The sequence below is a fragment of the Yersinia aleksiciae genome (genome assembly GCF_001047675.1).
Classification (GTDB): domain Bacteria; phylum Pseudomonadota; class Gammaproteobacteria; order Enterobacterales; family Enterobacteriaceae; genus Yersinia; species Yersinia aleksiciae.
Window position 1 is genome coordinate 2,402,933 of record NZ_CP011975.1, and the last position, 25,308, is coordinate 2,428,240.

Here is a 25,308-nt window from a genome sequence, read left to right on the forward strand (position 1 = left end):
ATGATAATTATTATCAATCATTATTCGGTGTTACATCAAGACATATTTATTGTTAATTGATTTTTAATTTGCGAATTAATCCCGGCTCCACCAAGGCATAAATTTGATGATATGTGGCGCTGTCCTCAATCATCTGACTCAGGTGGAGCGCGACGTCCGCGCGGGTGACCAAGCCATGGGCCTCAGTTTGTAAACAGGTAGCGTTGCCAGTGGCCGGTTGGTCCAGCAGGCCGCCGGGGCGGATCAGGGTATAAGTCAGTCCACTGGTTTGTAGCCAACTTTCCGCCAGTGATTTTTCGCGAACTGCCTGACCGAAAGCCGCCCGGGCGGCGGGGGATAGGGTCGGCCAACTATCACCGCAGCCAATGGATGTCACCAAAAGCATGCGCTTAATCCCTAGCTTCTCCGCAGTATCAATGATCAGTCGGTTGCCCTGATAGTCGGCACTACGGCTGCCTAGCGTCGAAATGATGGCGGCTTCTGGCCCGGCTAATTGGCAAGCTTCAAGCACACTGGCGGGATCGCAGGCGTCACCACAGACCACGGTCAGACCTTGGCTGCGCAGTGCCTCTGCTTGTTGCGGATTGCGGATCAATAGGGTGACGGAGCGGGGGGGCGATGCGTTATCGGCATGTTGGTTGGCCAAGGCCAGCAGGTGTGCACCTACGCCATGGCCTGCACCAAAGATTAACCAGGGTTTCATGGCGTCTCCTCGGCGGTTTCAGTGGTGAGCTGTTGGACCAATTGATGGAAGGCAGCCAGGCCATCCGTGCGCAGTTGGCGATGTTCATCACGGCCGACATACACCTTTAGCATCACTTCACCTTGCTGATTGAAAAACTGCACTGATGCGGTTGCCATTCCCATAAATGGACGTTCCAGCAGGGCGATCGCCTGACAGTTTTGCGCCCGGAGATGACCACTGAGACCCTGTTTTTCTCGTAGATTAAAATAGCCGTGACGATGAAAACCACTCGGCAGTGGGCCTTTGTGCTCCAGAATAATATCGGCGGTATGCACCAAGGTGGTGACATCACCCCATTCGGTCATGCTGTCCCATATGCGGTCAAATTGGTCGGCATCGACCAGAACTCGCTCCGGTAATGCACGTACCACCTCAAGTGGGCTGACCTGATAATCCTGCGCAATTTGCTCCAGTGTGCCATCCGGTTGTGTGGCCAGGAATTCCGCGAGTGGTAATGATGGTGTGCTCATGAGTGATTTTCCGTAGTGATAAGTGAAGGAATAAGCTGTTGCAGCGCTTGCATCATATTGCTGGCCCAAAAACGACCACTGTCGGTCAGGCGTAGACAGAAAGTATTATCTCTCAGCAGGTTGTGCTGGTGCCATTGCGCCACTAAGGGCATTAAGGGGTAGGGATTGGCAATCAGTTCGCTCAGATCCAAGCGACCCAACTCAATGCCGCTTTGCAGTTTGGCGCGCCACGGGTGTTCACCACTGGCTTGCGTCATCATCATCAGTGGTTTTTGCCCGTTATCGATTAATCGATAGTAGTTATCCAGACTGCGATGCTGCATGTACGCATGCCCTTGTAAGGAGCCTCCGGCCCCGCTACCCAGCGCAAGGCAATCGGCCCCTTGCTTGATCAGCAGGTTGTACAGATTGCGTTCACGGGTGGTGCGCGCCCAGTGACTATTGCTCAGTTGATGCCAACCCGCCTGAGCAAGGCTATCGGCACCGCTACAGTAAAAGTCGCACTGCTGCACCAGCGTAGGCAGCTCTATCCGGTTATTTTCCACCGATTTCGCCAATGGCGTCGTCGGCAACAGATTAAGGGCATAGAGATCAACGCCATCCAGTGGCAATTGGCGGACGATAGCCAAATCTTCCTGCCAGGTTTCGGGGGTTTGATGGGGTAAGCCGAACATCAGATCACAAACGACCGCTGCACGATCGCGGGTCGCCAGATCGGTGAGAAAGCGGATCGCCTGATCGCGATCAGCCTTGCGCCCCATGCGCTGACGAATACGAGTATTGAACGTTTGGACACCCACCGAGAAACGGTTGGCCCCCGCTTCTAAGCAGGCATCAATCCGCTCATCATCAAAATTAAAAATACGCCCTTCAACGGTGATCTCACAGTCCGGTGCGAGTGGTAGGGTGTTACGTAACTCGCTGATAATGCGGTGCAACTGTTGTGCGGACAGCGCACTTGGCGTCCCGCCCCCGAAGTAAATTGCATGAATTGGCCCCCCTTGCAGCAGTGGGCTATTGGCCTCCATGCTCAGTTCGCGCAGCAGATAATCGGTATAGCGCGCGGTGCTTTCCGGTTGCAGCGGGTTCTGATAGAAGCCGCAGAAGGTGCAGTGGGTGGTGCAGAAAGGAATGTGTAAGTAGAGCAAACGTTTATTGCGGGGAAGCGCCTTTTGTAGCAGGGATTGCCAACTATCCTGGAGCGACTCCGCGGGAAGCGGTAGGCTGTCGCGCCACGGCATTGTTGCCCAGCGCTTGGGGAAAGGCAGTAGCCCCGGTTGTGCATGATATGGAACTAGATCAAGATTCATAGTTAATCCGCCAAGCTATAGATGCGAAATTAAATGATAATCATAATCACTCAATCAATAGCTAAGGTGAGATATGTTGATCTAAGTCAGAAAATAAGGGTGGAAAGTGTTCAAATCAGGTGAAATGGCGCAAAAGGCTAACACTATCTGATTAGCGCAGACCATGCTGCAAAGTAGAGAATCAATATTCACTTAGGACTGTTTTGCTGCCCACCAAGAGAGTAGGCGCAAGCAAGACGAGTAATAGTCCTCTTCTGGCAGCTGTCACCACATTGACCCAAGCGGGGGTTTCCGTCCGTGCGAATCCTTGCCAATACGCTTTTATTATTTGCTCCCAACTGAGGTAGAGCGGAATACGAACAGCATCAAAACTAAAGCGGGCGGGCCAGCTATTAGCTGGAGTAAAACTGCCATCAAAGGTAGGCTATCATCATTAAATACCGCAAACAGCATACCAAAACCTTGCCCCTCGGTATGGCTAATATCGTGGTTGCCGGTATCGACAATGCGGCCATTGGGCTTAAGAAAACGATTTTTGAATTGCTACCAACCGGGGTCCTGTACCTGTACAACTGCCGAAAATAGCAGGCCAAATAAGATACAGGCGGTAAAAACAAGACGTGTTGTTTTCTTGATTAGCATGATTATTTCCCATCCAACAAGTATCTAAAATAGATTAACGCAGTGGTTTCGGAGTAGTCACCAAAAGTATCGTAGCCAACCTGACTGCCGATCTGTATATTTTGCTGGCAGTTATAGCTGCCATCCGCCTTAAAGTTATACCCGATACCATTTTTGCTTTGTGCAGCATAACGGGATTCGGTGCTATAACCGTCACGGACATATTGTTCAAGTTGTGCTTGCAGCTTTGGATAATTAATGCACTGAGCCGCAAGGATAGTATCTAGAACCACATCGAGACTTTCATTGTAAGTCGGGATATAAACATCAACGGTTGGCCATAAACTCGTATCTTCGGGAAAGGGGTCGATCGATCTTTTTAGCGGCCAAATTGTCTGCAAATAGCTGAATGAGAGGATTACCAAAATATAAAGTTCAGCCGTATAAAGCAGAATACCCAATATAGTTTCAGTCACTGAGCCAAAATGAAGTGTCTCAGTCGTGCGCCAATAGATATAGCGAGATGACATCAAGAATGACAATACTGTCATTACAATTGTGACTTTCCTGCTTTTGCTTAATCCAAGCAAAAAGAAGGCTGCAATGCTGAATATCCCAAAGATATACTGCTTATTACTGTCCATCGGTGTAACGATAACCAATATAGCAATTGGGAATAAAAGTAATAACAGAAGATAAAAAATCCCGATGGATCATCCCTAAGAACTTATCGCCTAAGCGTTGTTCGAAGAATTGAGAAACGTCATGGTTAATTTGGCGACGATTATTACTTTGGTTAACCATGAAATAGGTGCCCACTTTATTATCTAGAGGAGCGTCAATGAGTTTACCTTTCTCCACTTGAGGCAGTAGCGATAAAGACGCGGTATCTGCCAGCATCCCAACCAAATGCATATCGGCAATTCTCTGCATGGCTTTTAACGTCGGACTTGGCCCTGTGGTAGAAAATCTGCAATGACCACTAATCCGGGATAATTCAGCACCGAATGCAGTCCGCGCTGTAAAAATGCGGATCAGAAATTAATTCGTGTTCAAATGCCAGCCGTTTTGCTTCGTCAACAGAATATGAACGCCGACTACAGAAATGTGCCTAAATCCGTGTCCGGTTTTAGTTGACCGTTACAGTCGGTACTCACGATTTGGCAATGTCAGCCCGGCAGAGTTTACCAAGCAGTATTGGCAAAATGCTCAGGCAGCTTAAGGCGGGACTGTCCGATCTTGTCAGGACACCCTCAGTACGCGCAGGAAATTTCGCGGACATAACGCTGAATGTAATGAAGTTTTTCAACCTGCCACGCTGGCGTGGCAGGTTGATCAGAGATTTCCTGGTGATAAAACGGCTAACACTCAAGAATACCGATTCATTCGTCAGGTCGATTTGGTCATTGGATTATTCGCATTGATACGAAACCTATGCCAAGAATCCGACTATCTGAGCTTCCAGTAAGCTGCATAGGCGATACAGCTTTGGGTGGGATGAAGGTGATGCTATCGGCGCTCTCGCCTGCGAGGTCAACATCCAGACGGGTTTCAGAGAAACCTGCAGTGAGCGGAATACTGTATTCACGACTGCCTATCCTGACGAGAGTCGGTTCATTAGCATTCGTGCCAAAAGCCCGAGCCTTTAGTATAAGAGAGAATTTCTGCGGCAGTGGGTCGGTAAATTTGAAGACGGCTTGTTGGGATGACCAGCGTCCCCACCGCTCGAGCCCATACAGACCTTGGACGTCGTCTATAAAGTCAGGCAAGTTGCCCCGGGTAAAATCTATTCCGCTCATCAAGTCTCCGCTATAGCGTGGGCCTAAAGCGTCTGCAATGTACCCTGCCTCTCGCTGAATTTGCTTTGCTGTCAGACTTGCCAAGTCTGGATGCGCGCTGTTATCCAGCTTATAGAACACCATTTTTTTGTCGTCACTTTGAAGCAGCGGCGGTTGCTGTAGCAACTGAGATAGTTCTTGAATAATCGCTTCGCCGTTGTCTGCATAGCCACGACGATCAATATAAATGCCATCGAAGCCGAGTCTGCGGATGACCTCAATCTGATGCGATATTGGCTCTCGTCCCAGCGCACGATAGAACAAATCACCTGGCCGCCCCTTCGTACCGCCGTAGCTCCAATGCAGGTCTTTCGAATGCAGCACACCAGCCATCATTTGGTAACTGCGCAAGTGGTGTATTGCCGGTGTTTCAGGAAAGCGTATGTAAGGCAACTGATAAACCGCCCCCCCCGCAGGGAGCGCTTTTTCGATAGATTGGATAAAGTCTCTGTCGTTGTCGAACGAAGCTTTAGCGGGCGAATTATAGTTTTTGCGGATTGGCACGGTCTGGTCGTACAAGCCCACGAACATCAGTACTACTGCAATGGCTACCGACTGATTGGCAAGCCGAGGTGCTTTCTTCTGCAATAAAAGCTGGAGCGAAATGAAGAAGAAAAGTAAGGCGCCGCAAGCGATGAAAATGCTGTCTCTGTTCCAACCCCTTATCAACGGGGAAATGACCATTGCAAATAGCGAACCTAAGCCGCCTACAGTTGCAAACAGGAATAGCACAAATGTTGTGACCGCCAGAAGGCGAAGCTTATCATCGGATCTCGTCCGTGCAGGGATGAAGATTAGGTAAAGCAACGCCATCATAAAGCCCGCAGCACCGATGATACCCAGCGACGAAGTCGCATTTTCGTTGGTTAAAGGGTTATGTTGATACTTCTGGGCGACCTGTCTAAATTGCGAAATCCGGTGGTCTATCCGCGGCATCAACAACTGCATCATCTTCAGCCCATAGGTTTCAGATTCGCTAATTGAACGCAGAGCCATCTCCCGGTTAGGACCGTCCTTATAAGTCCCTAGCACGTTAGGCGCGAGGTTTATCATCACACCCAAAATGGTTGCACTGATGAGTAGCGCCGCTTTTTTCGCACCGTGGGAGCTTCGAGATTTGATAGCGCTCATGACACCGGCTGTGGCGAGAATAATCACCCCAAACAAAGCGTAATACACTCCGAAAGAGGCCAGAACCAGCATACCTGCAGCGGATGCCACGAGTTTGCGAAGCGTCGATTTAAGTCCCGTGTAATAGGTAGGCCCGCGGGTCAGATATATATCTAATGCCAGATAGAAAAACAGCGGGGCGACAAAATAGCAAGTGTAAAAAAGATGCTCTAACCGAAGGAAGTGGAAGGGGACAAACGTGTAAAGGACGCTCATCGCCACGGCAAAACTGCGATTCAGAGAGAAAGCCCGAGCGGTCACGTAGGTGGCAACGAAGCAGGAAGCAAATCCAAATAAAAAGAATAGATTCGTGCCACCCACCCAGCCGCCACTCATCAGAGCGAATACTTTGATCAATAAGTGAGCGCCCGAATCTGAACCTGGGAAATCTAGGAAGCTTGAACCGAATGGATAACCACTTCGGACGTTATCGAATAGCCAGCCTTCCGTGACTCTTTGCGCCATCCAAGCATGGAACAATCCATCACGCGAATAGGCATAGGGGGTTGTCAGGTTTGGCATCAAGCCGCCGGGCAGGCCACTCATGAGAATGCTTGCGAGGAAGAAGCTTGCAATCGCCCCGATGATTATCAGCTTCCAGTCGGCGGCAAACGTCATCCGCCATGTTGGATAAACGCTCATTTTAGTCTCACTGTATGTATTTGTTTTAATTGTGGATTTCAATGCATTCCCCAGAGCTATTAGTCGAAATTCACGCGTTCGCTTTCGATGACTAACGGCATATTGCGGATTTTGGTGTGAACCGATCCCAAGTACTCCCCAAGCATCCCCAAGAACAGGATCTGTACCGAGCTGAAAAAGAACAGAGAAATGAGCAATGGCGCGATACCCATTTGGAAGGAGTCCCAGAATACCAACTTCGCAATCAAGAACCCAAATGCGGCTAATAGGCTGAACCCTGCGAGCATTGCGCCGCCTATCACCATCAGCCGTAGTGGCACTTTGGAGTGATTGGTAATACCAAGCATGGCAATGTCATACAACGTGTAGAAATTGTTCTTGGTTATGCCACGCATGCGCCGCGGTTGCTTGAATGGCACGGTCGCGATCGGGAAGCCTATCTCACACAGCAGACCACGGAAATACGGGTAAGGGTCGTCAATCTTCTTCAGTATGTCCAGAACGGCCCGGTCGAATAGACCCGCTCCCGTGGCGTTCTGCACCAATGGCACTTCGGAGATACGCGTGACGAAGCGATAGTAGATACGGCGTGCGATGAACATTAGGCGCGACTCTTCGCTCTCCGGTTTCACTGCCATGACTGTCTTGAAGCCCTCCTCCCATTTTTTCACGAACTCTTCGATCATTTCAGGCGGGTCTTGCAGGTCAGAGGCAATCAATATTGCGGCATCGCCCCGAGCCTGAAGCAAAGCATAGTACGGCGAGCGGATATGGCCGAAGTTTCGCGCGTTCAGGATGAGCTTTACCCGCTTGTCTTGGGCAGCCAATGCACGCAACTTGACGAGGCTGTTATCAGTTGAGCAGTTGTCGATGAAGATATGTTCGTAATCGTAGTCAAGGCGTGCCATAACGTCGACGATGCGCTGGTAAAGTTCATCAATATTGGCTTCTTCGTTGTAGCAAGGTGTCACTATGCTGATGAGTTTACGCATGATTGAATATATACCTGTTATTAATGACAAATGAGAGTAGAGCCATCGGCACAATTAATGCGATGCCAGCTAGATAGGGGGTCGCGCCCAGTGATGTAAGCGCAGCAATACCTGCTACGTTGGCACCGTAGACAAAGGTATACCCGGCCACGAAACGGAAGATGAGACTATTTTTTTTCGAGCCAAACACCAAGGCACCGATGCTTTTAAAGTTGAACAAGACGCCGAGGACAGTGGCCAGTAGCAGAGCCATGCTGTAATGCAGACCGAGGTAGAGAAAGGCAGCAAAACAGCCGTAGCCGAACGCCGCATTCATCACCCCCACCAACAAAAAACGGACTAGCTTTACCTTCAGAAGCGCGCTAATCCGTGGCCATGCTTTCTCAGTCTTCTGCATGCAGCGCCAGCCTGATCTCATGCATCACACCGCTCAGCGAAGAATCGGCGGGTACATAACCGAACAATTGCTCGGCCTCGCGATTGTACGAATAGTAATGAGCCTTTTGGCCTGTGGCATTCACCTGGGACTGCTCACCTACAATCGTAAAGTTCAGGCCGAACTGCTCGCCCAAAGCTGCGAGCAACTCAAATTTCCCTACGGGCGCGAGGCTGTAACAGTCCACTGCACTGTTGCACGCAGGAGCTTGCAGTATTCGGTCAATTAACTGCATGAAGTCAGCAGGGGTAAGGTAGTCCCGCAGCATGTCGTCTGGTGCAACTTCCAGAACCGTCCCATCATGCAGTGCCCTTAGAATGTCGCTAAGGAAGAACCGTGCCTCGCGCGCCTGACGATGACTGAAGTAGCTAAATACACGAACATCGACGATAGCCGCATCCGGCAGTGCTCGATGGCGACACTCGGTCTGGAATTTGGCAGCGCCATACCAGTGTTGGGGCAACAGGGCATTGATTGGAAAAACTGCCGTCGAGGTCTCGGTGATCGGGGTTGTAAAATTGGAGCCATAGGCGGCGCCGCTACTGAGATAGATGTATTTGCACTCAGGGTGGCTGCGCAGATAGGCTAAGGCAAGGTTGTCATAGTGTTCGGTGACGGTAAAAATGGCTTGACCCATTTGTAACGCTCTGGCTGGGTCGCCTACGCCAACGAAGTTGATGATCGCATCGAACTGGTCGCTATCATCAAAGCTGTCGTAGGTGACGACGGCAAACCCCTTGCGCGCCGCAGTCTCTTGAAGCTCGGCATCCAACGTGCTGGACGCACGGACGAACAAGGTGCACTGGTAAGTCGTAGACTGGATACTGGCTATCAGGTCCTTCGCGATATGGCTGCTCGCTCCCAGGATGGCGAGTCTCATTGACCTAATTCCAGTAGCGGTGACTGTTCGTTGATGGGGCGGCCGAACTCCAGACGTGGTCGGCACTCCCGCGCATCTGGCATCAATACCTCAATCAGCATCGGTTTTCCATTCGCTAGGAACTCAGACACCGCAGCCTTGAAGGTTTCCAGGTCGTTCAAGCTCCGCGAATCGATGCCATAGGCAGCACCCAGTGCTTGGAATTGCGATGTGTAGCCATCCCAGTAAGTTGAGGAGTTACGACCCTCAAAGTACATTTCCTGAAAGCCCCGCACCATGCCTAGGGAGTGGTTGTTCAATACCACAGTGAGGATGGGGAGACGCTCACGGGCGATGATATCCAACTCCTGGATATTCAGTTGGGCGCCGCCATCACCAGTAATCACCACAACTGGCTTGCTGCCAGCGATGCAGGCACCCACCGCAGCCGGAATGGCAAAACCCATCGTACCCAGGCCACCGGAATGGTGCATGGCCTGACGAGAGCCTAGGCGCAAGGTGTGCGCGGCCCACATCTGGTTGTTGCCCACATCGACAACGTAATCTAGTGCCTGACCTTCAGCCAGTTCGTTGAGGGTACTGAACAATTCGAAAGGGCTGATACTCCAGTCAGTGTACTCGTCCTTGAACGACTGCTCGAACACCTGCGCTAGGTGCGCTTGCCAAGCAGTGGGGACGGATCGCAGGTTTGGAGCATGAGTGACGAAAGAGGCAAATACCGCCTCAAGGTTGGCATTGATCGACTGTTGCGCCTTTACCCTGTTATCCAACTGGGCAGCGTCCAGATCGAACTGCACTATATGCGCATTGTGCGCGAAGGTTTCCGTTTTTGCGCCGGTTTGGCGCACATCCATGCGGCTGCCGAACACGATCAGCAGGTCGCAGTTCTGCACTGCATAATTAGCCGCTCGGGTGCCATAGGCCCCCAGCATTCCAAGGTAATTCTCGCTGGCAGGTAGTTTCTCGGCACCCTTAAGGCTTGCGACGTGAGGGATGCCCAGTTTACTGACCTCGCTCAACCATTGGCTGAACCCTGGCATATTTACTGCGCCGCCACCAATAAGGAAAACTGGCTTCTGCGCTTTTTCCAACAACGCCCATACGTCGTCGTACGGGGCGCTTTGCTCCGGTGCCAACGAAGACTCGTAGGCCCAGACGCTTAATAATTCATCCAATACCGCGTCGTCCACCTCGGCTCGCTGGATGTCCATGGGTATGTCCAGCAATACAGGGCCTGGACGACCTGATCGAGCGATGGCAATCGCTTTGAGCAAGCAGGGAATCAGTTCATCAATGTGCCCGACTTGATGAGCATACTTGGTGATACTCCTCACCAACGCGACGCTATCGAGCTCTTGAAAACCCTGTTGACGGATGGTCCGTTCTCCTTTGAGCTCATGCGTATTGACCTGGCCGGTCAGGAACAGACACGGGTGGCTGTCCAGCCAGCAATCGGCAATTCCCGTGATTAAGTTCGTGGCACCTGGGCCACTAGTGCCCAATGCCACGCCCATTACTTTGTGATTTGTCGCACGTGCGACAGCAGATGCAGCGAAGGCGGCGCCTTGCTCATGGTGCATTGATACCAATTTGGTTTTGCCAAGCAAGTTAATGCTGTCCACCAAATGGGTGATCATTCCACCAATGAGCTCAAAACCATAAATGACTTGGGTGTCCGCTAGGACTTTTGCTACTGCATCTGATGCTTTCATAAGTTAGAAACCGATCCCAAAGAACTCTTCCAGTTTTTCACCAACGTAATCGAAATGTTCCTGACCCAACGACGGTTGTACGCCCAGCCAGAAGGTCTGGTTCATGGTGCGATCGGTGTTGGTCAGCTCGCCCACCACGCGGAACTCCACATCATGGAAGTACGGCTGGCGAGTCAGGTTGCCTGCGAAAAGAAGCCGAGTGCCGATCTTGTGTTGATCAAGAAACTTCAGCAAATCTACACGTTTGACGCCAGCAGTCTCTTTCAAGGTCACTGGGAAACCGAACCAAGATGGGTCACTGTTAGGCGTAGGCTCGGCGATTTCCAAGAAGGCGCTGAGGCTGGCTAAACGCTCTTTCAGCAGTTTGAAGTTGCGCTTGCGGGTCTCGATGAACTTCGGCGCGCTCTCCAACTGGGCCAAGCCGCAGGCGGCTTGCATGTCAGTGATTTTCAGGTTGTAGCCCAAGTGTGCGTATACATACTTGTGATCGTAACCTTGTGGCAGGCTACCGAATTGCTGCCCGAAACGGTTGCCGCAGGTGTCGTCGCAACCTGGCGCGCAGTAGCAGTCACGACCCCAATCACGGAATGATTCGGCGATCAGTCTCAGCTGAGCGTTGTTAGTAAACACTGCACCGCCTTCACCCATGGTGATGTGGTGGGCAGGATAGAAGCTGAGCGTGGCGATATCGCCAAAGGTGCCGACCATTTTGCCGTCGTATGTCGCACCCAGCGCGTCACAGCAATCTTCGACCAGCCATAGGTTGTACTTTTCACACAGTGCTTTCACCTTGCTCAGATTGAATGGGTTGCCCAAGGTGTGAGCGAGCATGATGGCCTTGGTCTTCGGCGTGATGGCCGCTTCGATCAAGTCTGCATTGATGTTGTGGGTGTTCATTTCAACATCGACGAACACAGGGATCGCGCCGAACTGAACGATCGGATTAACGGTAGTCGGGAAACCCGCAGCGACGCCAATGACTTCGTCGCCTTTTTTGATTGCACGATCACCCAGTTTCGGTGAAGTGAGGGTGCTGAACGCAACCAAGTTGGCCGAAGAACCTGAGTTCACGGTCAGCAGGTAGTTCACGCCCAGGAATGCAGCCAGTTTCTTCTCGAATTCAGCGTTGAAACGACCAGTGGTCAGCCAGCCGTCCAGCGAGGCCTCAACCATCAGTTGCAGTTCACGTGCGCCGATTACCTTACCCGATGGAGGGATGACGGTTTCGCCCCCGACAAAAGGTTTAGCCGCCAAGGCAGTCTGGGCGTAGCGCTCAACGAGTTGGCTGATTTCCTGACGGAGCATATCGGGGGTCATAGTATTTCCTGTTCAAGCTAATTATCGGTTAGGTGCCAGTGGCATGGCTGCCATGTAGCTATTGATTTCTTCGATGCAACGGGCATGCATGTCATCGCTCTGCAACCAAGCGCGATGCCAGTTGACGATGCGAGTGAGCGTCGTCTCCAAGCCCCATGTTGGTTCCCACTTCAGGTGAGTGCGGGCCTTGGATATATCCAGTTTTAAGTAGCGTGCTTCGTGGGGCTGCGGGTCGCTGTCAAGCTGCCAGCTAGCGCCATCCCCCCACGCCTGCACCATGTGATCGAGTATCCATTCGACAGGTTGAGCATCTTCGTCGCGAGGACCGAAGTTCCAGCCCTGAGCAAATGACTGGCCATGCTCCCATAGATGCTGGGCCAGGACAAGGTAACCGCTTAGCGGCTCAAGTACGTGCTGCCAAGGGCGGGTGGCCTTCGGATTACGCACGACAACGGGCTTGCTCTGTTCGACAGCACGCAGGATGTCCGGAATCAACCGATCGTCTGCCCAATCGCCCCCCCCGATGACATTGCCGGCGCGTGCCGAGGCCAATGCAGCGGAGTGTTCGGCATTGAAGAACGAGTTGCGATAAGCACTGGTGACTAATTCCACACAGCCCTTACTGTTGCTGTACGGATCGTGGCCACCCATGGGCTCATTCTCGCGATAGCCCCATTCCCATTCTTGGTTCTCGTAACATTTGTCGGTAGTGACATTCACGATGGCACGTAGGGCGGGGCACTTACGCGCGGCCTCCAACACATGAACGGTGCCCATGACGTTGGTGGAGTAAGTTTCGACAGGCTCGCGGTACGACAGTCTAACCAGCGGTTGAGCCGCCATGTGAATCAGGATGTCCGGATTGAAGGCAACCATGCTCTCAGTAACGGCATGCAGGTCGCGAATGTCGCCTATCTGCGACTCTATACCCCGTTCAACCTGTGCCTGTTCGAACAATGAAGGCGTAGTTGGCGGCGCCAAGGCAAAGCCTTTCACCTGAGCACCCATGCCCTGTAGCCATAAAGCCAGCCAGCTACCCTTGAAGCCAGTATGGCCGGTGAGGAAGACCTTTTTGCCTTTCCAGAAGTCAGCGGAGACAGAAGCTTTCATATCGTTCTCAGTCCCAGGTTTTCCAAGGTGCGTTGCCGCTCTGCCACAACTTCTCAAGCAGATTTTTGTCGTGCAGGGTGTCCATTGGTTGCCAGAAACCCGGGTGCTCGAAGGCCATCAGTTGGCCCTGTTCGGCGAGGCTCATCAGCGGGCCCTGTTCCCAGACCGTGCTGTCCCCTTCCAGGTAATCCAGCACCTGAGGAGAAAGCACAAAGAAGCCGCCATTGATCATGGCGCCATCGCCTTTAGGTTTTTCCTTGAAGTTCAGGACCTGACCTTCACTCATGTCCAGCGCGCCAAAGCGGCCTGGTGGAAAAGTCGCGGTGAGCGTAGCAGCTTTACCGTGGCTCTTGTGGAAGGCGACAGCAGCGCTGATGTCCATGCTTCCCACGCCATCACCGTAGGTGAAGCAAAAAGCCTCTTCATCGCGCACATAGTCTGCCACACGGCGCAGGCGGCCACCGGTCATCGATGTTTCGCCTGTGTCGACCAACGTCACATGCCAGTCTTCAGCTCGCTGATCGTGAATCTTCATGGTGTTTTCACGCATGTTGAACGTGATGTCCGACGTATGCAGGAAGTAGTTGGCGAAGTATTCCTTGATCATGTAACCCTTGTAGCCACAGCAAATGATGAAATCATTGATGCCATGGGAAGAGTACATTTTCATGATGTGCCACAGAATCGGCTTACCGCCGATTTTAACCATAGGCTTGGGCCGCGTACCAGTTTCTTCGCTTAAACGAGTGCCGAGCCCACCAGCCAGAATGACCGCTTTCATAACCGTTCCTTATTAGTATTAGTTCGAACTCACGAAAGCATCGGAGTAAAAGTGTTTGACAGGTAACCCAGCAATAGTCAATGCTTCGCGGGCGGAATGAATCATGCTTTCCGAACCACAGGCGTAAACCACCGCCTTAGTGAGGTCGATTCCATCATCCAGCAGGACGTTCTGTACGTAGCCTGTACGCCCCTGCCAGTCCGCGCTGGCTCGCGACAATACCGGAATAAACACCGCGTTCAGCCTCTCGAACTGAGGAACCCAATAAATGTCGCCTACGGTACGCCCGCCCCAATATATGAGAATTTTCTTGCCTGCTGCCAGATCCGGGTTGTTTAGCAGTTGCTCAAGCATCGCCTTCACTGGCGCAATGCCGGTGCCGGTAGCGAGAAACACGATTGTGTTGGCGTCTTTGTCTCGCAAGCAGAAGGTGCCGAGTGGGCCTTCAAGGCGAAGCAGGTCATTCGGTTTGGCGCTGCCGAACCAATAGCTTGACATCGCGCCTTGCTTGACTTCACGGATCTGCAGTTCCAGTTTGCCGTCGGTGCGTGGGGCATTGGCAATGGAATAGCTGCGGCGCAGGCCGCCATCACCGATCACGTCCAGATATTGACCCGGAAGGTAATGCAGCTTGCTGGCGGGAGGAACCCGCAAGATCACTTCCGCAACGTTATCTGTCAGACGGGTGATCGTATCGATGCGGCAAGGGAGAGTTTTGACCTCGACGTCGCCCAGAGCGCCAATGTCTTCGGCATCAATCTCGACATCGCTTATGGCATGGCGGCAGCAGGTGAGAATTATTCCGGCTGCAACTTCCTCGGTAGTCAGTGACGTTTCTTCCCTGTGAGCTTCAGTATCACCGCTGAGTACGGTGGCTTTGCACACACCGCAACGACCCGTGCGACAGCTGTATTCCAAGGTGATGCCCGCTGCTTTGGCGCTGTCCAGCAGCGAGGTGCCAAGGTCGGAACTGAATGTCTGCCCGTTGTGAAGTTTTACTGAAACCATGGATTACCGGATTCGAATTTTGAAAGGCTACTATAATATACTATCTATTTAGGGGTTGTCATTGTTAATGCTAATCATGCGACCTTGTAATGGTCTAATCATTCCGGACACTTTGTTAGAGATATAATGAGCAATGCTAACGAGGTGATAATGCGTAGAAAAACGTTTACCCCTGAGTTCAAGCAGGAATGTGTCAATCTTGTTCTTCAGCATAAGTATCCGGTGATTCAGGCTGCTAAAACAATGAATATTGGCCTTTCAACCTTTCAACCTTTCAACGCTGGCTACGGCAGTATCGCGGAGAGATCCGCGGGAACACACCGATAGCCAGTGCTATAACACCACACCGGAACAACGGCGGATACAAGAACTTGAAAAGCAGGTACGGCAGTTGCTGAGCGATAATGACTTGTTAAAAAAGGCTTCTGTAGATTCAATCTGTCAACGCAACACCCCTTTCAATTATCTCTTTCGGTGTTTTGAACTTCAGTGTCTTTCTTGGTCTGTTGTTTAGCTGAGCTGCAACCTGATCCAACTCATGTTGAGTATATTGGGCAAGGCATGTCTTTTTGGGAAAGTACTGTCTAATTAGCCCATTAGTGTTCTCGTTTGTTCCCCGCTGCCAGGGACTCTGAGGATCGCAGAAGTAAACTTTAACTCCGGTGCTGCCAGTAAATTCCAGATGCCTGGCCAGCTCCATTCCTCTGTCCCATGTCAGTGATTGCCGGAGTTCAGGCGGCAAGCTCAGGAATTTGTCGGTAAGAGCCTGATTCACTGAGAAAGAATCTTTGCCCCTGAGTCTAAGGATGATCGTATAACGTGATTTTCGGTCTACAAGTGTGGCTATATGCGAGTTTTTTGTGCCTGATACTAAATCGCCTTCCCAGTGCCCCAGAGAGCGTCTGTTATCGATATGCCGGGAGCGTTCGTGAATTGGCGTTCCGTTCACTATGTTGATCGTACCTCTTTCACCTTTGCGGGTATGGCGTCTGCCATGACGAAGGCTATGCGACCGGCGCAGATGCTTTACATTCAGGTGGTGTAGCGCTTCACGGCTACGAAAGTACAGCGTTTTATAAATTGTCTCCGGTGATATTCGCAGTGTTTTTTGACGCGGCTTCGTTCGCCTTAACCATCCTGATATTTGCTCAGGAGACCACTTCATCTCCAGCTTTTCCAGAACAAGCTCTCGCAACGGTAAATTCTGATCCAGTAAGCACGGTTTTGGTCTTTTCGCCATCCTGCTGGCCCGGTTATTAGCATCAACAGCTTTGTAATAGCGCCTGCCTCGATTACGCTGAACTTCACGTGAGATCGTCGAAGGACTACGATTCAGCGCAGTAGCTATCGCACGAATGCTCATTTTGGCTGACAAACCGGCTCGTATTTCCTCGCGCTCAGACAGCGTCAGGTGAGCTACAGCCCGCTTGCGCTCATTGGGTTTTATGCCGCCAGTATCTCTTAACATAGTGAAGATTGTTCCTGGTTTCGAACCCAGGATATTAGCTATTTCACTGAAGCCTGTTCCGTTCTTCCACAGTTCAAAAACAGATGCTTTTTCCTTTGCTGTAAATGTCCGTCTCATTCAAAAACCCTCCGCAACCCCATGTTTTCACATGACTGTTGCGTTGACCAATTGAATCTACATCGGCCTTCTTCGCTATGGAAATGAACAACGACAAAAAGTCACGGTGAAACTGAAGAAGGTCGGCGCAAATATCCAACAGGTCTGCCGTTGCTTATCGCTCACGCGCAGCGTATTTTATGCCCGTAGTCTTCGGCCAATGATCAAGCCCGATGTTCTGATGTTGCACGCGGCGGCTAGGCATGTTCACGCTGAAATGGACGTCACATATGGCAGCAGGTGCATCTAGTTACTAGAACAAGGTTTTAACGTGGGGAGATACCGCGTTCGGCAGATAATGAAAAACTTATTACTGGTAGCTAAACGCCCCGGGCGTCATCGCTACCCACTTGGCGTCCAGCCCCCGAAGTAAATTGCATGAATTGGCCCCCTTGCAGCAGTGGGCTATTGGCCTCCATGCTCAGTTCGCGCAGCAGATAATCGGTATAGCGCGCGGTGCTTTCCGGTTGCAGAGGGTTCTGATAGAAGCCGCAGAAGGTGGTGCAGAAAGGAATGTGTAAGTAGAGCAAACGTTTATTGCGGGGAAGCGCCTTTTGTAGCAGGGATTGCCAACTATCCTGGAGCGACTCCGCGGGAAGCGGTAGGCTGTCGCGCCACGGCATTGTTGCCCAGCGCTTGGGGAAAGGCAGTAGCCCCGGTTGTGCATGATATGGAACTAGATCAATATTCATAGTTAATCCGCCAAGCTATAGATGCGAAATTAAATGATAATCATAATCACTCAATCAATAGCTAAGGTGAGATATGTTGATCTAAGTCAGAAAATAAGGGTGGAAAGTGTTCAAATCAGGTGAAATGGCGCAAAAGGCTAACACTATCTGATTAGCGCAGACCTGTTTGATACTCTGGTGAGATAATGTTGGAATCAGGCGATCGTGCGTTCCCAAGCGGAGTTCGATGGAGAGTCCAAACGCCAGAAAGCAAAAAACCAGCTGTTAGGCTGGTTTCTTTAAATAGTGGTGCCCGGACTCGGACAACCCGCGAAGCGGTGTTGAACGTCGCTTGCGACGGCCCCGAAGGGGTGAGTCCTGCTTGCAGGGCGAATAATCGAACGGAGTTCGATGTAGAGTCCAAACGCCGGAAAGCAAAAAACCAGCTGTTAGGCTGGTTTCTTTAAATAGTGGTGCCGGACTCGGACAACCCGCGAAGCGGTGTTGAACGTCGCTTGCGACGGCCCCGAAGGGGTGAGTCCTGCTTGCAGGGCGAATAATCGAACGGAGTTCGATGTAGAGTCCAAACGCCGGAAAGCAAAAAACCAGCTGTTAGGCTGGTTTCTTTAAATAGTGGTGCCCGGACTCGGAATCGAACCAAGGACACGGGGATTTTCAATCCCCTGCTCTACCGACTGAGCTATCCGGGCAACGGGGCGCATTAAACCGTATTGGCCGCTGATCGTCAACGAATTTATAGCTTAAAACCGTTAAAACTGTGCTGATCGCTCTCTTTTCAGACAAGAACAGGTGAAATCGACCTAAATTGCCATCAAATTCTGTTTTAAGCCGCTAGCTCAGCGCACCATTTTTACGGCATTGCGCGACATCCAATATATCTTCCGCCAGTTGCTTAGCCACTTCAACATCCTGTAGTTGGCGCTTAATCAGCAGCTTGCTTAGGCAACCTTCCAGAATCAGCTCCATTTGTTGTGCGACCATGCCCGCATCATCAGCATCCATCTCATGCAATAGCTCTTGCGTATAGAGTAGCGACGCTTGCTTTTGTTGCTCTGCCAATTGATGGATCGGGTGCTCATCATCGGGATAGAAACTGCACGCGGCAATAAACAGGCAGCCGGGGTAGCGCTGATTTTGCACTTGTTCACTGAGCGTCTGATAGCGTGCCAAGAGCTTTTGCTTCGGCGATAGGGTTTCGTCTAGCTGCAACTGACGCCGCCAGGTATCTATCTGCTGACCATGGTAGCGCAGGCAGTCATACAGTAATGCCTCGCGATCGGGCCAAAAGCGGGTCAGGTCACTGACTTCGACAGAGACCTCTTTTGCCAGCATCTCCAGAGTGGTATTTGCCAGTCCTTGTTGCTCTAACAGATTGAGCGCACTGCTTAATACTTGTTCACGTTGCACGTTGCTCTCCTCCAACTTCGTCTCTGGCAAGTGTGGTTTACCGCAGTCTATTGCGCAAATAGTTAAAATACGTAAATAGTTAAAGTGCGCCAATAGATCAAACGACAGACCCTCAACTCGGGTCGGCTCTATCCACCTGCTGACTCCGTACCTTATCACTACTGTGCTGTTATTTGGCGAACTCTTTCGTCGCTTGTCGATAGCATCCGAAGTGTGATGCTATTTTCAGCACGCCATAGTCTGTGAAGCAGTGCGCATTTTATTGTGCATCTGCCTATAACCTTTCGCTAATAACTTCATATTCTTGTTCTTTTGCCCGATGGTTTATTGGAACGTGGTTTCTATAATAATTATCGTGAATCGTAGCGATACCGAATCGTACTGAAACAGGCGCAAGATTAAGCAACAAAATGCTTGCCGAGTGCGCTGGTAACCTGAATTGCATAACGTCCTGCATCGAGCCTTCGTTCAGACCGGGCGTTCTATCATAAGGATCGAAAATGAGTCTCCAAAATTATCCTAATCAGTTCCGCCGCAGCCTAAAAGAAGGGCAAACCCTTATCGGCTGCTGGAGTGCGTTGGCAAATCATATTTCAGCTGAAGTGCTGGGTCTGGCGGGCTTTGACTGGTTGGTCTTGGACGGTGAGCACGCCCCGAACGATGTCACGACATTTATTCCGCAGCTTATGGCACTAAAAGGCAGTCACAGCGCTCCAGTGGTGCGTGCACCTTGCAATGAACCAATTATTATCAAGCGATTATTGGATATCGGTTTCTACAACTTCCTGATTCCTTTCGTTGAGAGTGAGGAAGAGGCGATCCGTGCGGTGGCTTCAACCCGTTATCCGCCAGCCGGTATACGTGGCGTTTCCGTGTCTCACCGTGGCAATAATTACGGCACCGTGCCGGACTACTTCGCGACCATCAACGACAACATTACCGTGCTGGTGCAAATCGAAAGTCAGCTTGGGGTCGATAATCTGGATGCTATCGCCGCTGTAGAGGGGGTGGATGGCATATTCGTCGGGCCGGGGGATCTCTCGGCTGCGCTGGGCTATTTGGGACAACCCAACCATCCCGAAGTACAAAAAGTGATCCGCCATATTTTTGACCGTGCAAAAGCGCAGGGTAAGCCGAGCGGTATTCTGGCACCAGTGGATGCCGATGCCCGTCGTTATCTGGAGTGGGGCGCAACCTTTGTGGCGGTCGGCAGTGATTTGGGCATCTTCCGCAGTGCCACTCAGGCGCTGTGCGACAAATTTAAAAAATAGTGTTGGTCTGTTTCAAACATTCAGCGCTGCCGTATTGACGGCCTTGCGACTTAATTGAGGAGTAACAAATGAAAATCGGCTTTATTGGATTAGGGATTATGGGAAAGCCAATGAGTAAAAATCTGCTGAAAGCAGGTTACTCATTAATTGTCCTTGATCGGAATGCTGCTGCACTGGATGAGCTGCTCAGTGCCGGTGCCACTGCGGCGGCGACGCCAAAAGCGCTGGCAGCAGAGTGTGACATTATCATCACCATGCTGCCTAACTCACCCCATGTGAAGGAGGTGGTATTGGGTGAAAACGGCGTGATTGACGGTGCCAAACCGGGCGCTGTGCTGATTGATATGAGCTCGATTGCCCCGCTGGTCAGTCGTGAAATTAGCGAAGCGCTGGCGATAAAACAGATCGCCATGTTAGATGCACCGGTCAGTGGTGGCGAACCCAAAGCCATTGATGGCACCTTGTCAGTGATGGTTGGCGGCGATAAAACGGTGTTCGACAAGTGCTTCGACATCATGAAGGCGATGGGCGGCTCCGTGGTGCATACCGGTGGTATCGGTGCCGGTAATGTGACTAAACTGGCGAATCAGGTGGTGGTGGCGCTGAATATTGCGGCGATGTCTGAAGCGCTGGTATTGGCGGCCAAGGCGGGCGTGGATCCGGATCTGGTCTTCCAAGCCATTCGTGGTGGGTTGGCGGGCAGCACTGTACTGGAAGCCAAGGCGCCCATGGTGATGGATCGTAACTTCAAACCGGGCTTCCGCATTGATTTGCATATCAAAGACTTGGCAAATGCCCTCGACACCTCCCACGGCGTGGGGGCGCAATTGCCATTGACTGCGGCCGTCATGGAGATGATGCAGGCATTGAAAGCAGATGGATTGGGTAGCGCCGATCACAGTGCGCTGGCCTGCTACTACGAGAAATTAGCTAAAGTTGAAGTGACACGTTAGTCAGTGGTGCCGGCACCCGTCGGTGTCGGCCTTGGGTAGCATAACGATACTGATAAGCATCCCGATATCCTGAGCGGCTGGTTGATAAAGTTGGCGCCTGCATGACGTCGGATAGCTCATGAGATTGAATCATTTATGAAAATAGTCATCGCCCCGGACTCTTATAAAGAAAGTTTATCCGCGCTAGACGTTGCGGTGCAGATTGAAGCGGGTTTTCGCACCCAGTTTCCTGACGCGCAATATATCAAGTTGCCAGTTGCTGATGGTGGCGAAGGCACGGTAGAAGCCATGGTCGCGGCGACCTCCGGTAGGATTATCAAGGTCGATGTGACTGGCCCGTTAGGTGATAACGTTGATGCTTTTTACGGGATATCTGGTGATGAACAGTGCGCATTTATTGAAATGGCTGCCGCCAGTGGGCTAGAGCTGGTGCCATTGGCGCAGCGTAATCCACTGAAAACCACCTCCTATGGCACCGGTGAACTGATTCTTCATGCGCTGAATCAAGGGGTGAAACATATCATTATCGGTATCGGTGGCAGCGCAACCAATGATGGCGGCGCAGGTATGGTGCAAGCGCTAGGGGTCAAACTGCTGAATAAGCAGGGCCAACAACTGGGGTTTGGTGGCGAGAAACTGGCAGAACTGGATGTGATTGATATTACCGCCCTCGACCCACGTATTCAGCAGTGCCAAATCGATGTTGCCTGTGATGTCACTAATCCGCTGACAGGCAGCGAAGGGGCCTCGGCTGTTTTCGGGCCACAGAAAGGCGCGACACTTGAGATGATCACCCTGCTGGATGCGGGGCTGTTGCATTACGCTGGCGTGATTAAACGTTATCTGGATATTGACGTTGATCAGGTCGAAGGAGCAGGGGCTGCGGGGGGATTAGGTGCGGGACTGCTCGCATTTTGTGGGGCGACGTTAAGCCCCGGCATCGATATTGTGACTGACGCTCTCGGTCTGGACGCGCTGGTTCGGGACGCAACTTTTGTGATTACCGGTGAGGGGCGTATCGATAGCCAAACCATTCATGGCAAGGTACCTATTGGGGTGGCAAGAGTCGCCAAGCGTTATAACAAACCCGTGATTGGTATTGCTGGTAGCCTGACCGACGATGTGGATGTGGTGTATGAGCATGGTCTGGATGCGGTATTTAGTGTGATCTACAGTATTTGTACTTTAGAGCAGGCGCTAGATAATGCCGCCGATAATGTGTTCAGGACGGCGCGGAACATTGCCGCGACACTGGCGATTGGCATGGCGGCGGGCAAAGCTTAATTTTCTGTCGATCAGGGTTGACGAATGATTAGCCCTGACCGCCGGATCGCTCAATATTTTCCTGCAACACTTCGCCAGCATTCGCCTTTTTTGTGACCCTCACCACAACTCTCTCGCTTTGTGATGTAAGTTGGGCATTTGTCCAATGTCATCCCCCATCAGACCGCATAAGCTGGTGCATCAGCCCAGACTGAGGCCCTTTCATGAGTGTATATAATCTTGACCCCCGGCTAGCCCAGGAGATCGTCACCCGTACCATGAAGATCATTGATACCAATATCAATGTGATGGATGGTAAAGGGCGGATCATTGGCAGCGGCGATGAAGAGCGCCTCGGCGAGCTGCATGAGGGGGCGCTATTATCGCTCTCTCATGGCCGTATCGTCGATATTGATGATGCTGTTGCTCGCCAGTTACATGGTGTGAGGCCGGGGATCAACCTGCCGCTGCGCCTTGAGGGTGAGATCGTCGGTGTGATTGGTTTGACCGGCAATCCGGGTCAATTGCGTCAGTATGGCGAACTGGTGTGCATGGCCGCAGAAATGATGATGGAGCAGGCGCGGTTAGTGCATTTGCTGGCGCAGGATAGCCGCTTGCGTGAAGAGCTGGTACTCAACCTAATCCGTACTGAAGAGATATCACCCGCGCTTATTGAATGGGCGCAGCGCCTTGGGGTTGATATCAATGAGCCGCGTGTGGTGGCGGTGGTGGATGTGGACAGTGGCCAGTTGAGTGTTGACGGTGCAATGTCAGAATTGCAGGAGCTACAAACCCTGCTGACAACGCCGGAGCGTAACAACTTGATTGCGATTGTGTCCCTGACCGAAATGGTGGTGCTGAAACCGGCGCTGAACAGCCATGGCCGCTGGGATGCCATCGACCATCGGCGGCGGATGGAGTCACTGCTCTCTCGCATGACAGAACGAGGGCGCCTGCGGGTGCGGCTCTCATTGGGGAACTTCTTCACCGGCCCCGGCAGCATTGCTCGCTCATATCGTACCGCCCGCACCACAATGGCGGTGGGTAAACAGCGGATGCCGGAGCAACGCAGCTACTACTATCAGGATTTGGTGCTACCCGTTCTGCTGGACAGTTTGCGCGGTGGCTGGCAAGCCAATGAGCTGGCCCTGCCGTTAGCCAAATTGCGGGCCATGGACAGCAATGGCCTGCTGCGCCGCACTTTGGCCTGCTGGTTCCGCAATAACGTGCAACCGACGGCCACGGCAAAAGCGCTGTTTATTCACCGCAACACCTTGGAGTATCGGCTGAACCGTATTTCGGAGCTGACGGGGTTGGATTTGGCGAATTTCGATGACCGCCTATTGCTGTATGTCGCCTTGCAGTTGGGTGAGCAGGAGTAGTTGGGTGAACAGGAGTCGTAGGGTGACGTGAGGTAAAACCGCGAGTGAACAAAAAGTGGCCGGGGAGGTGACCCGGCCAGAGTGGGATGCAGAAGGTTTTAGGTCACGGGTGCGGGGTTAAACACCGCCAGAGCATTGCGTAACCCCCATTGATCTGACCATGTGCGTTTGCGGTCACTGGCAATATCCAGAATCAATTCAAACAATTGCTGACCGACCTCTTCGATTGTCGCATCACCGGTAGCAATGGTTCCGGCATCGATATCCATCAAATCATGCCAGCGATTGGCCAGATCGGTGCGCGTGGCCATTTTGATTACAGGCACCGCCGCTAAACCATATGGGGTACCGCGTCCGGTGGTAAACACCTGCACGGTAATGCCAGATGCCAGTTGTTGTGTGCCGCAGACGAAATCACTGGCTGGCGTAGCAGCAAAAATCAACCCCCGCTGGGTTGGGCGCTGGCCTGGGGAGAGCACTTCCGCAATGGCGCTGCGGCCAGATTTGGCAATCGAACCCAGCGCTTTTTCAACCACGTTAGCCAGCCCGCCCTTTTTGTTACCCGGCGAAGGGTTGGCGCTGCGGTCAGTTTTACCGGTTTCGAGATAGTCATCGTACCATTTCATCTCTTCGAGCAGCCTTCTACCCACTTCCTCGTTAATGGCCCGTGGCGTTAACAAGTGGATGGCATCGCGGACTTCGGTCACTTCCGAGAACATCACGGTCGCTCCGCAACGCACCAGCAAGTCAGAGGCGTAGCCTACCGCAGGATTAGCGGTCACACCGGAGAAAGCATCACTGCCGCCACACTGCATACCCACCACCAGTTCAGAAGCTGGGCAGGTTTCACGCTGGCGCAAGTTCAGGCGTTGTAGGTGCTTTTCGGCCACTTGCAGGATGTCATCGACCATGGAGCGGAAGCCAACGTGTTTCTCATCCTGTAGGCGCACAATATTGCTCTCATCCAGTGAGATAACCTGCACATCCGGCGTCCCTTCTAAGAGACGCTCAGGTTGCAGTTTTTCACAACCGAGGCCCACCACCATCACTTCACCACCAAAATTGGGATTGAGTGCCAGATTGTGAATAGTGCGGATGGGTACCACCGCCGCCGGTGCATTGATTGCCACGCCGCAGCCATAGAGGTGATTGAGTGCGACCACGCCATCGACATTGGGGTATTTCGGTAGCAGCGTGCGCTCAATGATATTGACCACATAATCCACCACGCCCGCGACGCAATGTACGCTGGTGGTAATGGCGAGCAGATTTTTGGTGCCGACACTGCCGTCTGCGTTACGGTAGCCCTCAAAAGTGTAACCATCCAGTGGCGGCAGCGGCTCAGGGACAGCGGTGGCAAGGGGCAATGTCTCCAGCGCAGGTGCGGCGGGCAACTCGACCAGTGATTCATCTATCCAGCCACCACGGGCAATATCACGGACCGCCAAACCAATCACCTCAGCATAGCGAATAATCGCCGCGCCTTGAGGGATATCAACCAAGGCGACTTTATGGCCTTGCGGGACATGCTCAATCAGCTCGAGACCACATTTAAACCGGGTGCCAGCACAAAGCCCATTGTTATTCACCACAATGGCAACGTTATCCGCGTCCTGTACTTTAATATAAAGCGGGTTGTCTACAGGGCTATTACAAGTGCTCATCATATTATCCTTGCTAAAAA

The 25,308-nt window shown here is 52.0% G+C and carries 20 protein-coding genes, 1 tRNA gene and 3 pseudogenes; 4 read left to right on the forward strand and 20 right to left on the reverse strand.

What is annotated here, in order from left to right:
- Window positions 1-52: 52 nt before the first annotated feature.
- The 19 genes and pseudogenes from ACZ76_RS10860 to ACZ76_RS10950 form a co-directional block, all read right to left on the reverse strand.
- Window positions 53-703 carry an SDR family oxidoreductase gene (locus ACZ76_RS10860; RefSeq protein WP_048618953.1) on the reverse strand — a complete coding sequence of 217 codons (651 nt, stop codon included), beginning with the start codon at window positions 701-703 and terminating at the stop codon, window positions 53-55.
- The gene (hutX, locus tag ACZ76_RS10865; RefSeq protein ID WP_048618954.1) at window positions 700-1,215 is read right to left on the reverse strand and encodes a heme utilization cystosolic carrier protein HutX; all 516 of its coding nucleotides are present in this window, start codon (window positions 1,213-1,215) and stop codon (window positions 700-702) included. The genes ACZ76_RS10860 and hutX overlap by 4 nt, the downstream gene beginning before the upstream one ends.
- Window positions 1,212-2,525 carry a heme anaerobic degradation radical SAM methyltransferase ChuW/HutW gene (gene hutW, locus ACZ76_RS10870; RefSeq protein ID WP_048618955.1) on the reverse strand — a complete coding sequence of 438 codons (1,314 nt, stop codon included), beginning with the start codon at window positions 2,523-2,525 and terminating at the stop codon, window positions 1,212-1,214. The genes hutX and hutW overlap by 4 nt, the downstream gene beginning before the upstream one ends.
- 426 nt (window positions 2,526-2,951) lie before the next feature.
- A pseudogene (locus ACZ76_RS19755) lies at window positions 2,952-3,167 on the reverse strand (glycosyl hydrolase family 8); the annotation flags it as partial.
- 2 nt (window positions 3,168-3,169) lie between these two features.
- Window positions 3,170-3,856 carry a cellulose synthase subunit BcsC-related outer membrane protein gene (locus ACZ76_RS19555; RefSeq protein WP_144413908.1) on the reverse strand — a complete coding sequence of 229 codons (687 nt, stop codon included), beginning with the start codon at window positions 3,854-3,856 and terminating at the stop codon, window positions 3,170-3,172.
- Window positions 3,849-4,227: pseudogene (locus ACZ76_RS19560) on the reverse strand (cellulose synthase operon protein YhjQ); the annotation flags it as partial. The gene ACZ76_RS19555 and the pseudogene ACZ76_RS19560, both read right to left, overlap by 8 nt.
- A gap of 322 nt (window positions 4,228-4,549) precedes the next feature.
- A complete protein-coding gene (locus ACZ76_RS10885; protein WP_048618957.1) occupies window positions 4,550-6,796 on the reverse strand; it encodes a DUF7024 domain-containing protein in 2,247 nt (748 codons plus the stop codon).
- Between the two features lie 59 nt (window positions 6,797-6,855).
- Window positions 6,856-7,788: a glycosyltransferase family 2 protein gene (locus ACZ76_RS10890; RefSeq protein ID WP_048618958.1), complete on the reverse strand. Its 933-nt coding sequence runs from the start codon at window positions 7,786-7,788 to the stop codon at window positions 6,856-6,858.
- Window positions 7,781-8,185 (reverse strand): GtrA family protein, encoded by a 405-nt coding sequence (locus ACZ76_RS10895; protein ID WP_048618959.1) that lies wholly within the window; start codon window positions 8,183-8,185, stop codon window positions 7,781-7,783. The genes ACZ76_RS10890 and ACZ76_RS10895 overlap by 8 nt, the downstream gene beginning before the upstream one ends.
- Complete coding sequence (locus ACZ76_RS10900) at window positions 8,172-9,104, reverse strand: NAD-dependent epimerase/dehydratase family protein (protein WP_048618960.1); 933 nt, start codon at window positions 9,102-9,104, stop codon at window positions 8,172-8,174. Before ACZ76_RS10900 ends, ACZ76_RS10895 begins: the two co-directional genes overlap by 14 nt.
- Window positions 9,101-10,816 (reverse strand): thiamine pyrophosphate-binding protein, encoded by a 1,716-nt coding sequence (locus ACZ76_RS10905; protein ID WP_048618961.1) that lies wholly within the window; start codon window positions 10,814-10,816, stop codon window positions 9,101-9,103. The genes ACZ76_RS10900 and ACZ76_RS10905 overlap by 4 nt, the downstream gene beginning before the upstream one ends.
- A gap of 3 nt (window positions 10,817-10,819) precedes the next feature.
- Window positions 10,820-12,133 carry a lipopolysaccharide biosynthesis protein RfbH gene (gene rfbH / locus ACZ76_RS10910; protein ID WP_048618962.1) on the reverse strand — a complete coding sequence of 438 codons (1,314 nt, stop codon included), beginning with the start codon at window positions 12,131-12,133 and terminating at the stop codon, window positions 10,820-10,822.
- A 21-nt stretch (window positions 12,134-12,154) separates the two neighbouring features.
- A complete protein-coding gene (gene rfbG / locus ACZ76_RS10915; protein ID WP_048618963.1) occupies window positions 12,155-13,243 on the reverse strand; it encodes a CDP-glucose 4,6-dehydratase in 1,089 nt (362 codons plus the stop codon).
- Between the two features lie 7 nt (window positions 13,244-13,250).
- Complete coding sequence (gene rfbF / locus ACZ76_RS10920) at window positions 13,251-14,024, reverse strand: glucose-1-phosphate cytidylyltransferase (RefSeq protein WP_048618964.1); 774 nt, start codon at window positions 14,022-14,024, stop codon at window positions 13,251-13,253.
- Window positions 14,025-14,042: 18 nt separating this feature from the next.
- Window positions 14,043-15,032, reverse strand: a complete 990-nt coding sequence (locus tag ACZ76_RS10925; protein ID WP_048618965.1) for an FAD-binding oxidoreductase — start codon at window positions 15,030-15,032, stop codon at window positions 14,043-14,045.
- 433 nt (window positions 15,033-15,465) lie between these two features.
- Window positions 15,466-16,617 (reverse strand): IS30 family transposase, encoded by a 1,152-nt coding sequence (locus tag ACZ76_RS10935; RefSeq protein ID WP_048617478.1) that lies wholly within the window; start codon window positions 16,615-16,617, stop codon window positions 15,466-15,468.
- Window positions 16,618-17,004: 387 nt separating this feature from the next.
- Window positions 17,005-17,348 (reverse strand): annotated as a pseudogene (locus ACZ76_RS19155) (heme anaerobic degradation radical SAM methyltransferase ChuW/HutW); the annotation flags it as partial.
- Window positions 17,349-17,961: 613 nt separating this feature from the next.
- Window positions 17,962-18,037, reverse strand: a tRNA-Phe gene (locus ACZ76_RS10945).
- 142 nt (window positions 18,038-18,179) lie between these two features.
- On the reverse strand, window positions 18,180-18,755 hold the full coding sequence (locus ACZ76_RS10950; protein WP_048618968.1) for a transcriptional regulator: 576 nt from the start codon (window positions 18,753-18,755) through the stop codon (window positions 18,180-18,182).
- A gap of 500 nt (window positions 18,756-19,255) precedes the next feature.
- Here ACZ76_RS10950 and garL point away from each other — a divergent pair, with 500 nt between their 5' ends.
- From garL to ACZ76_RS10970, 4 genes are all read left to right on the forward strand, one after another.
- On the forward strand, window positions 19,256-20,026 hold the full coding sequence (gene garL, locus ACZ76_RS10955; RefSeq protein WP_048618969.1) for a 2-dehydro-3-deoxyglucarate aldolase: 771 nt from the start codon (window positions 19,256-19,258) through the stop codon (window positions 20,024-20,026).
- Window positions 20,027-20,094: 68 nt separating this feature from the next.
- Window positions 20,095-20,979 (forward strand): 2-hydroxy-3-oxopropionate reductase, encoded by an 885-nt coding sequence (gene garR / locus ACZ76_RS10960; RefSeq protein WP_048618970.1) that lies wholly within the window; start codon window positions 20,095-20,097, stop codon window positions 20,977-20,979.
- Between the two features lie 135 nt (window positions 20,980-21,114).
- Complete coding sequence (locus ACZ76_RS10965) at window positions 21,115-22,263, forward strand: glycerate kinase (RefSeq protein WP_048618971.1); 1,149 nt, start codon at window positions 21,115-21,117, stop codon at window positions 22,261-22,263.
- A 203-nt stretch (window positions 22,264-22,466) separates the two neighbouring features.
- A complete protein-coding gene (locus tag ACZ76_RS10970; protein WP_048618972.1) occupies window positions 22,467-23,624 on the forward strand; it encodes a CdaR family transcriptional regulator in 1,158 nt (385 codons plus the stop codon).
- A gap of 98 nt (window positions 23,625-23,722) precedes the next feature.
- On the opposite strand, the gene garD is transcribed toward ACZ76_RS10970, so the two are convergent.
- Window positions 23,723-25,288, reverse strand: a complete 1,566-nt coding sequence (garD, locus tag ACZ76_RS10975; RefSeq protein ID WP_048618973.1) for a galactarate dehydratase — start codon at window positions 25,286-25,288, stop codon at window positions 23,723-23,725.
- Window positions 25,289-25,308 lie beyond the last annotated feature (20 nt).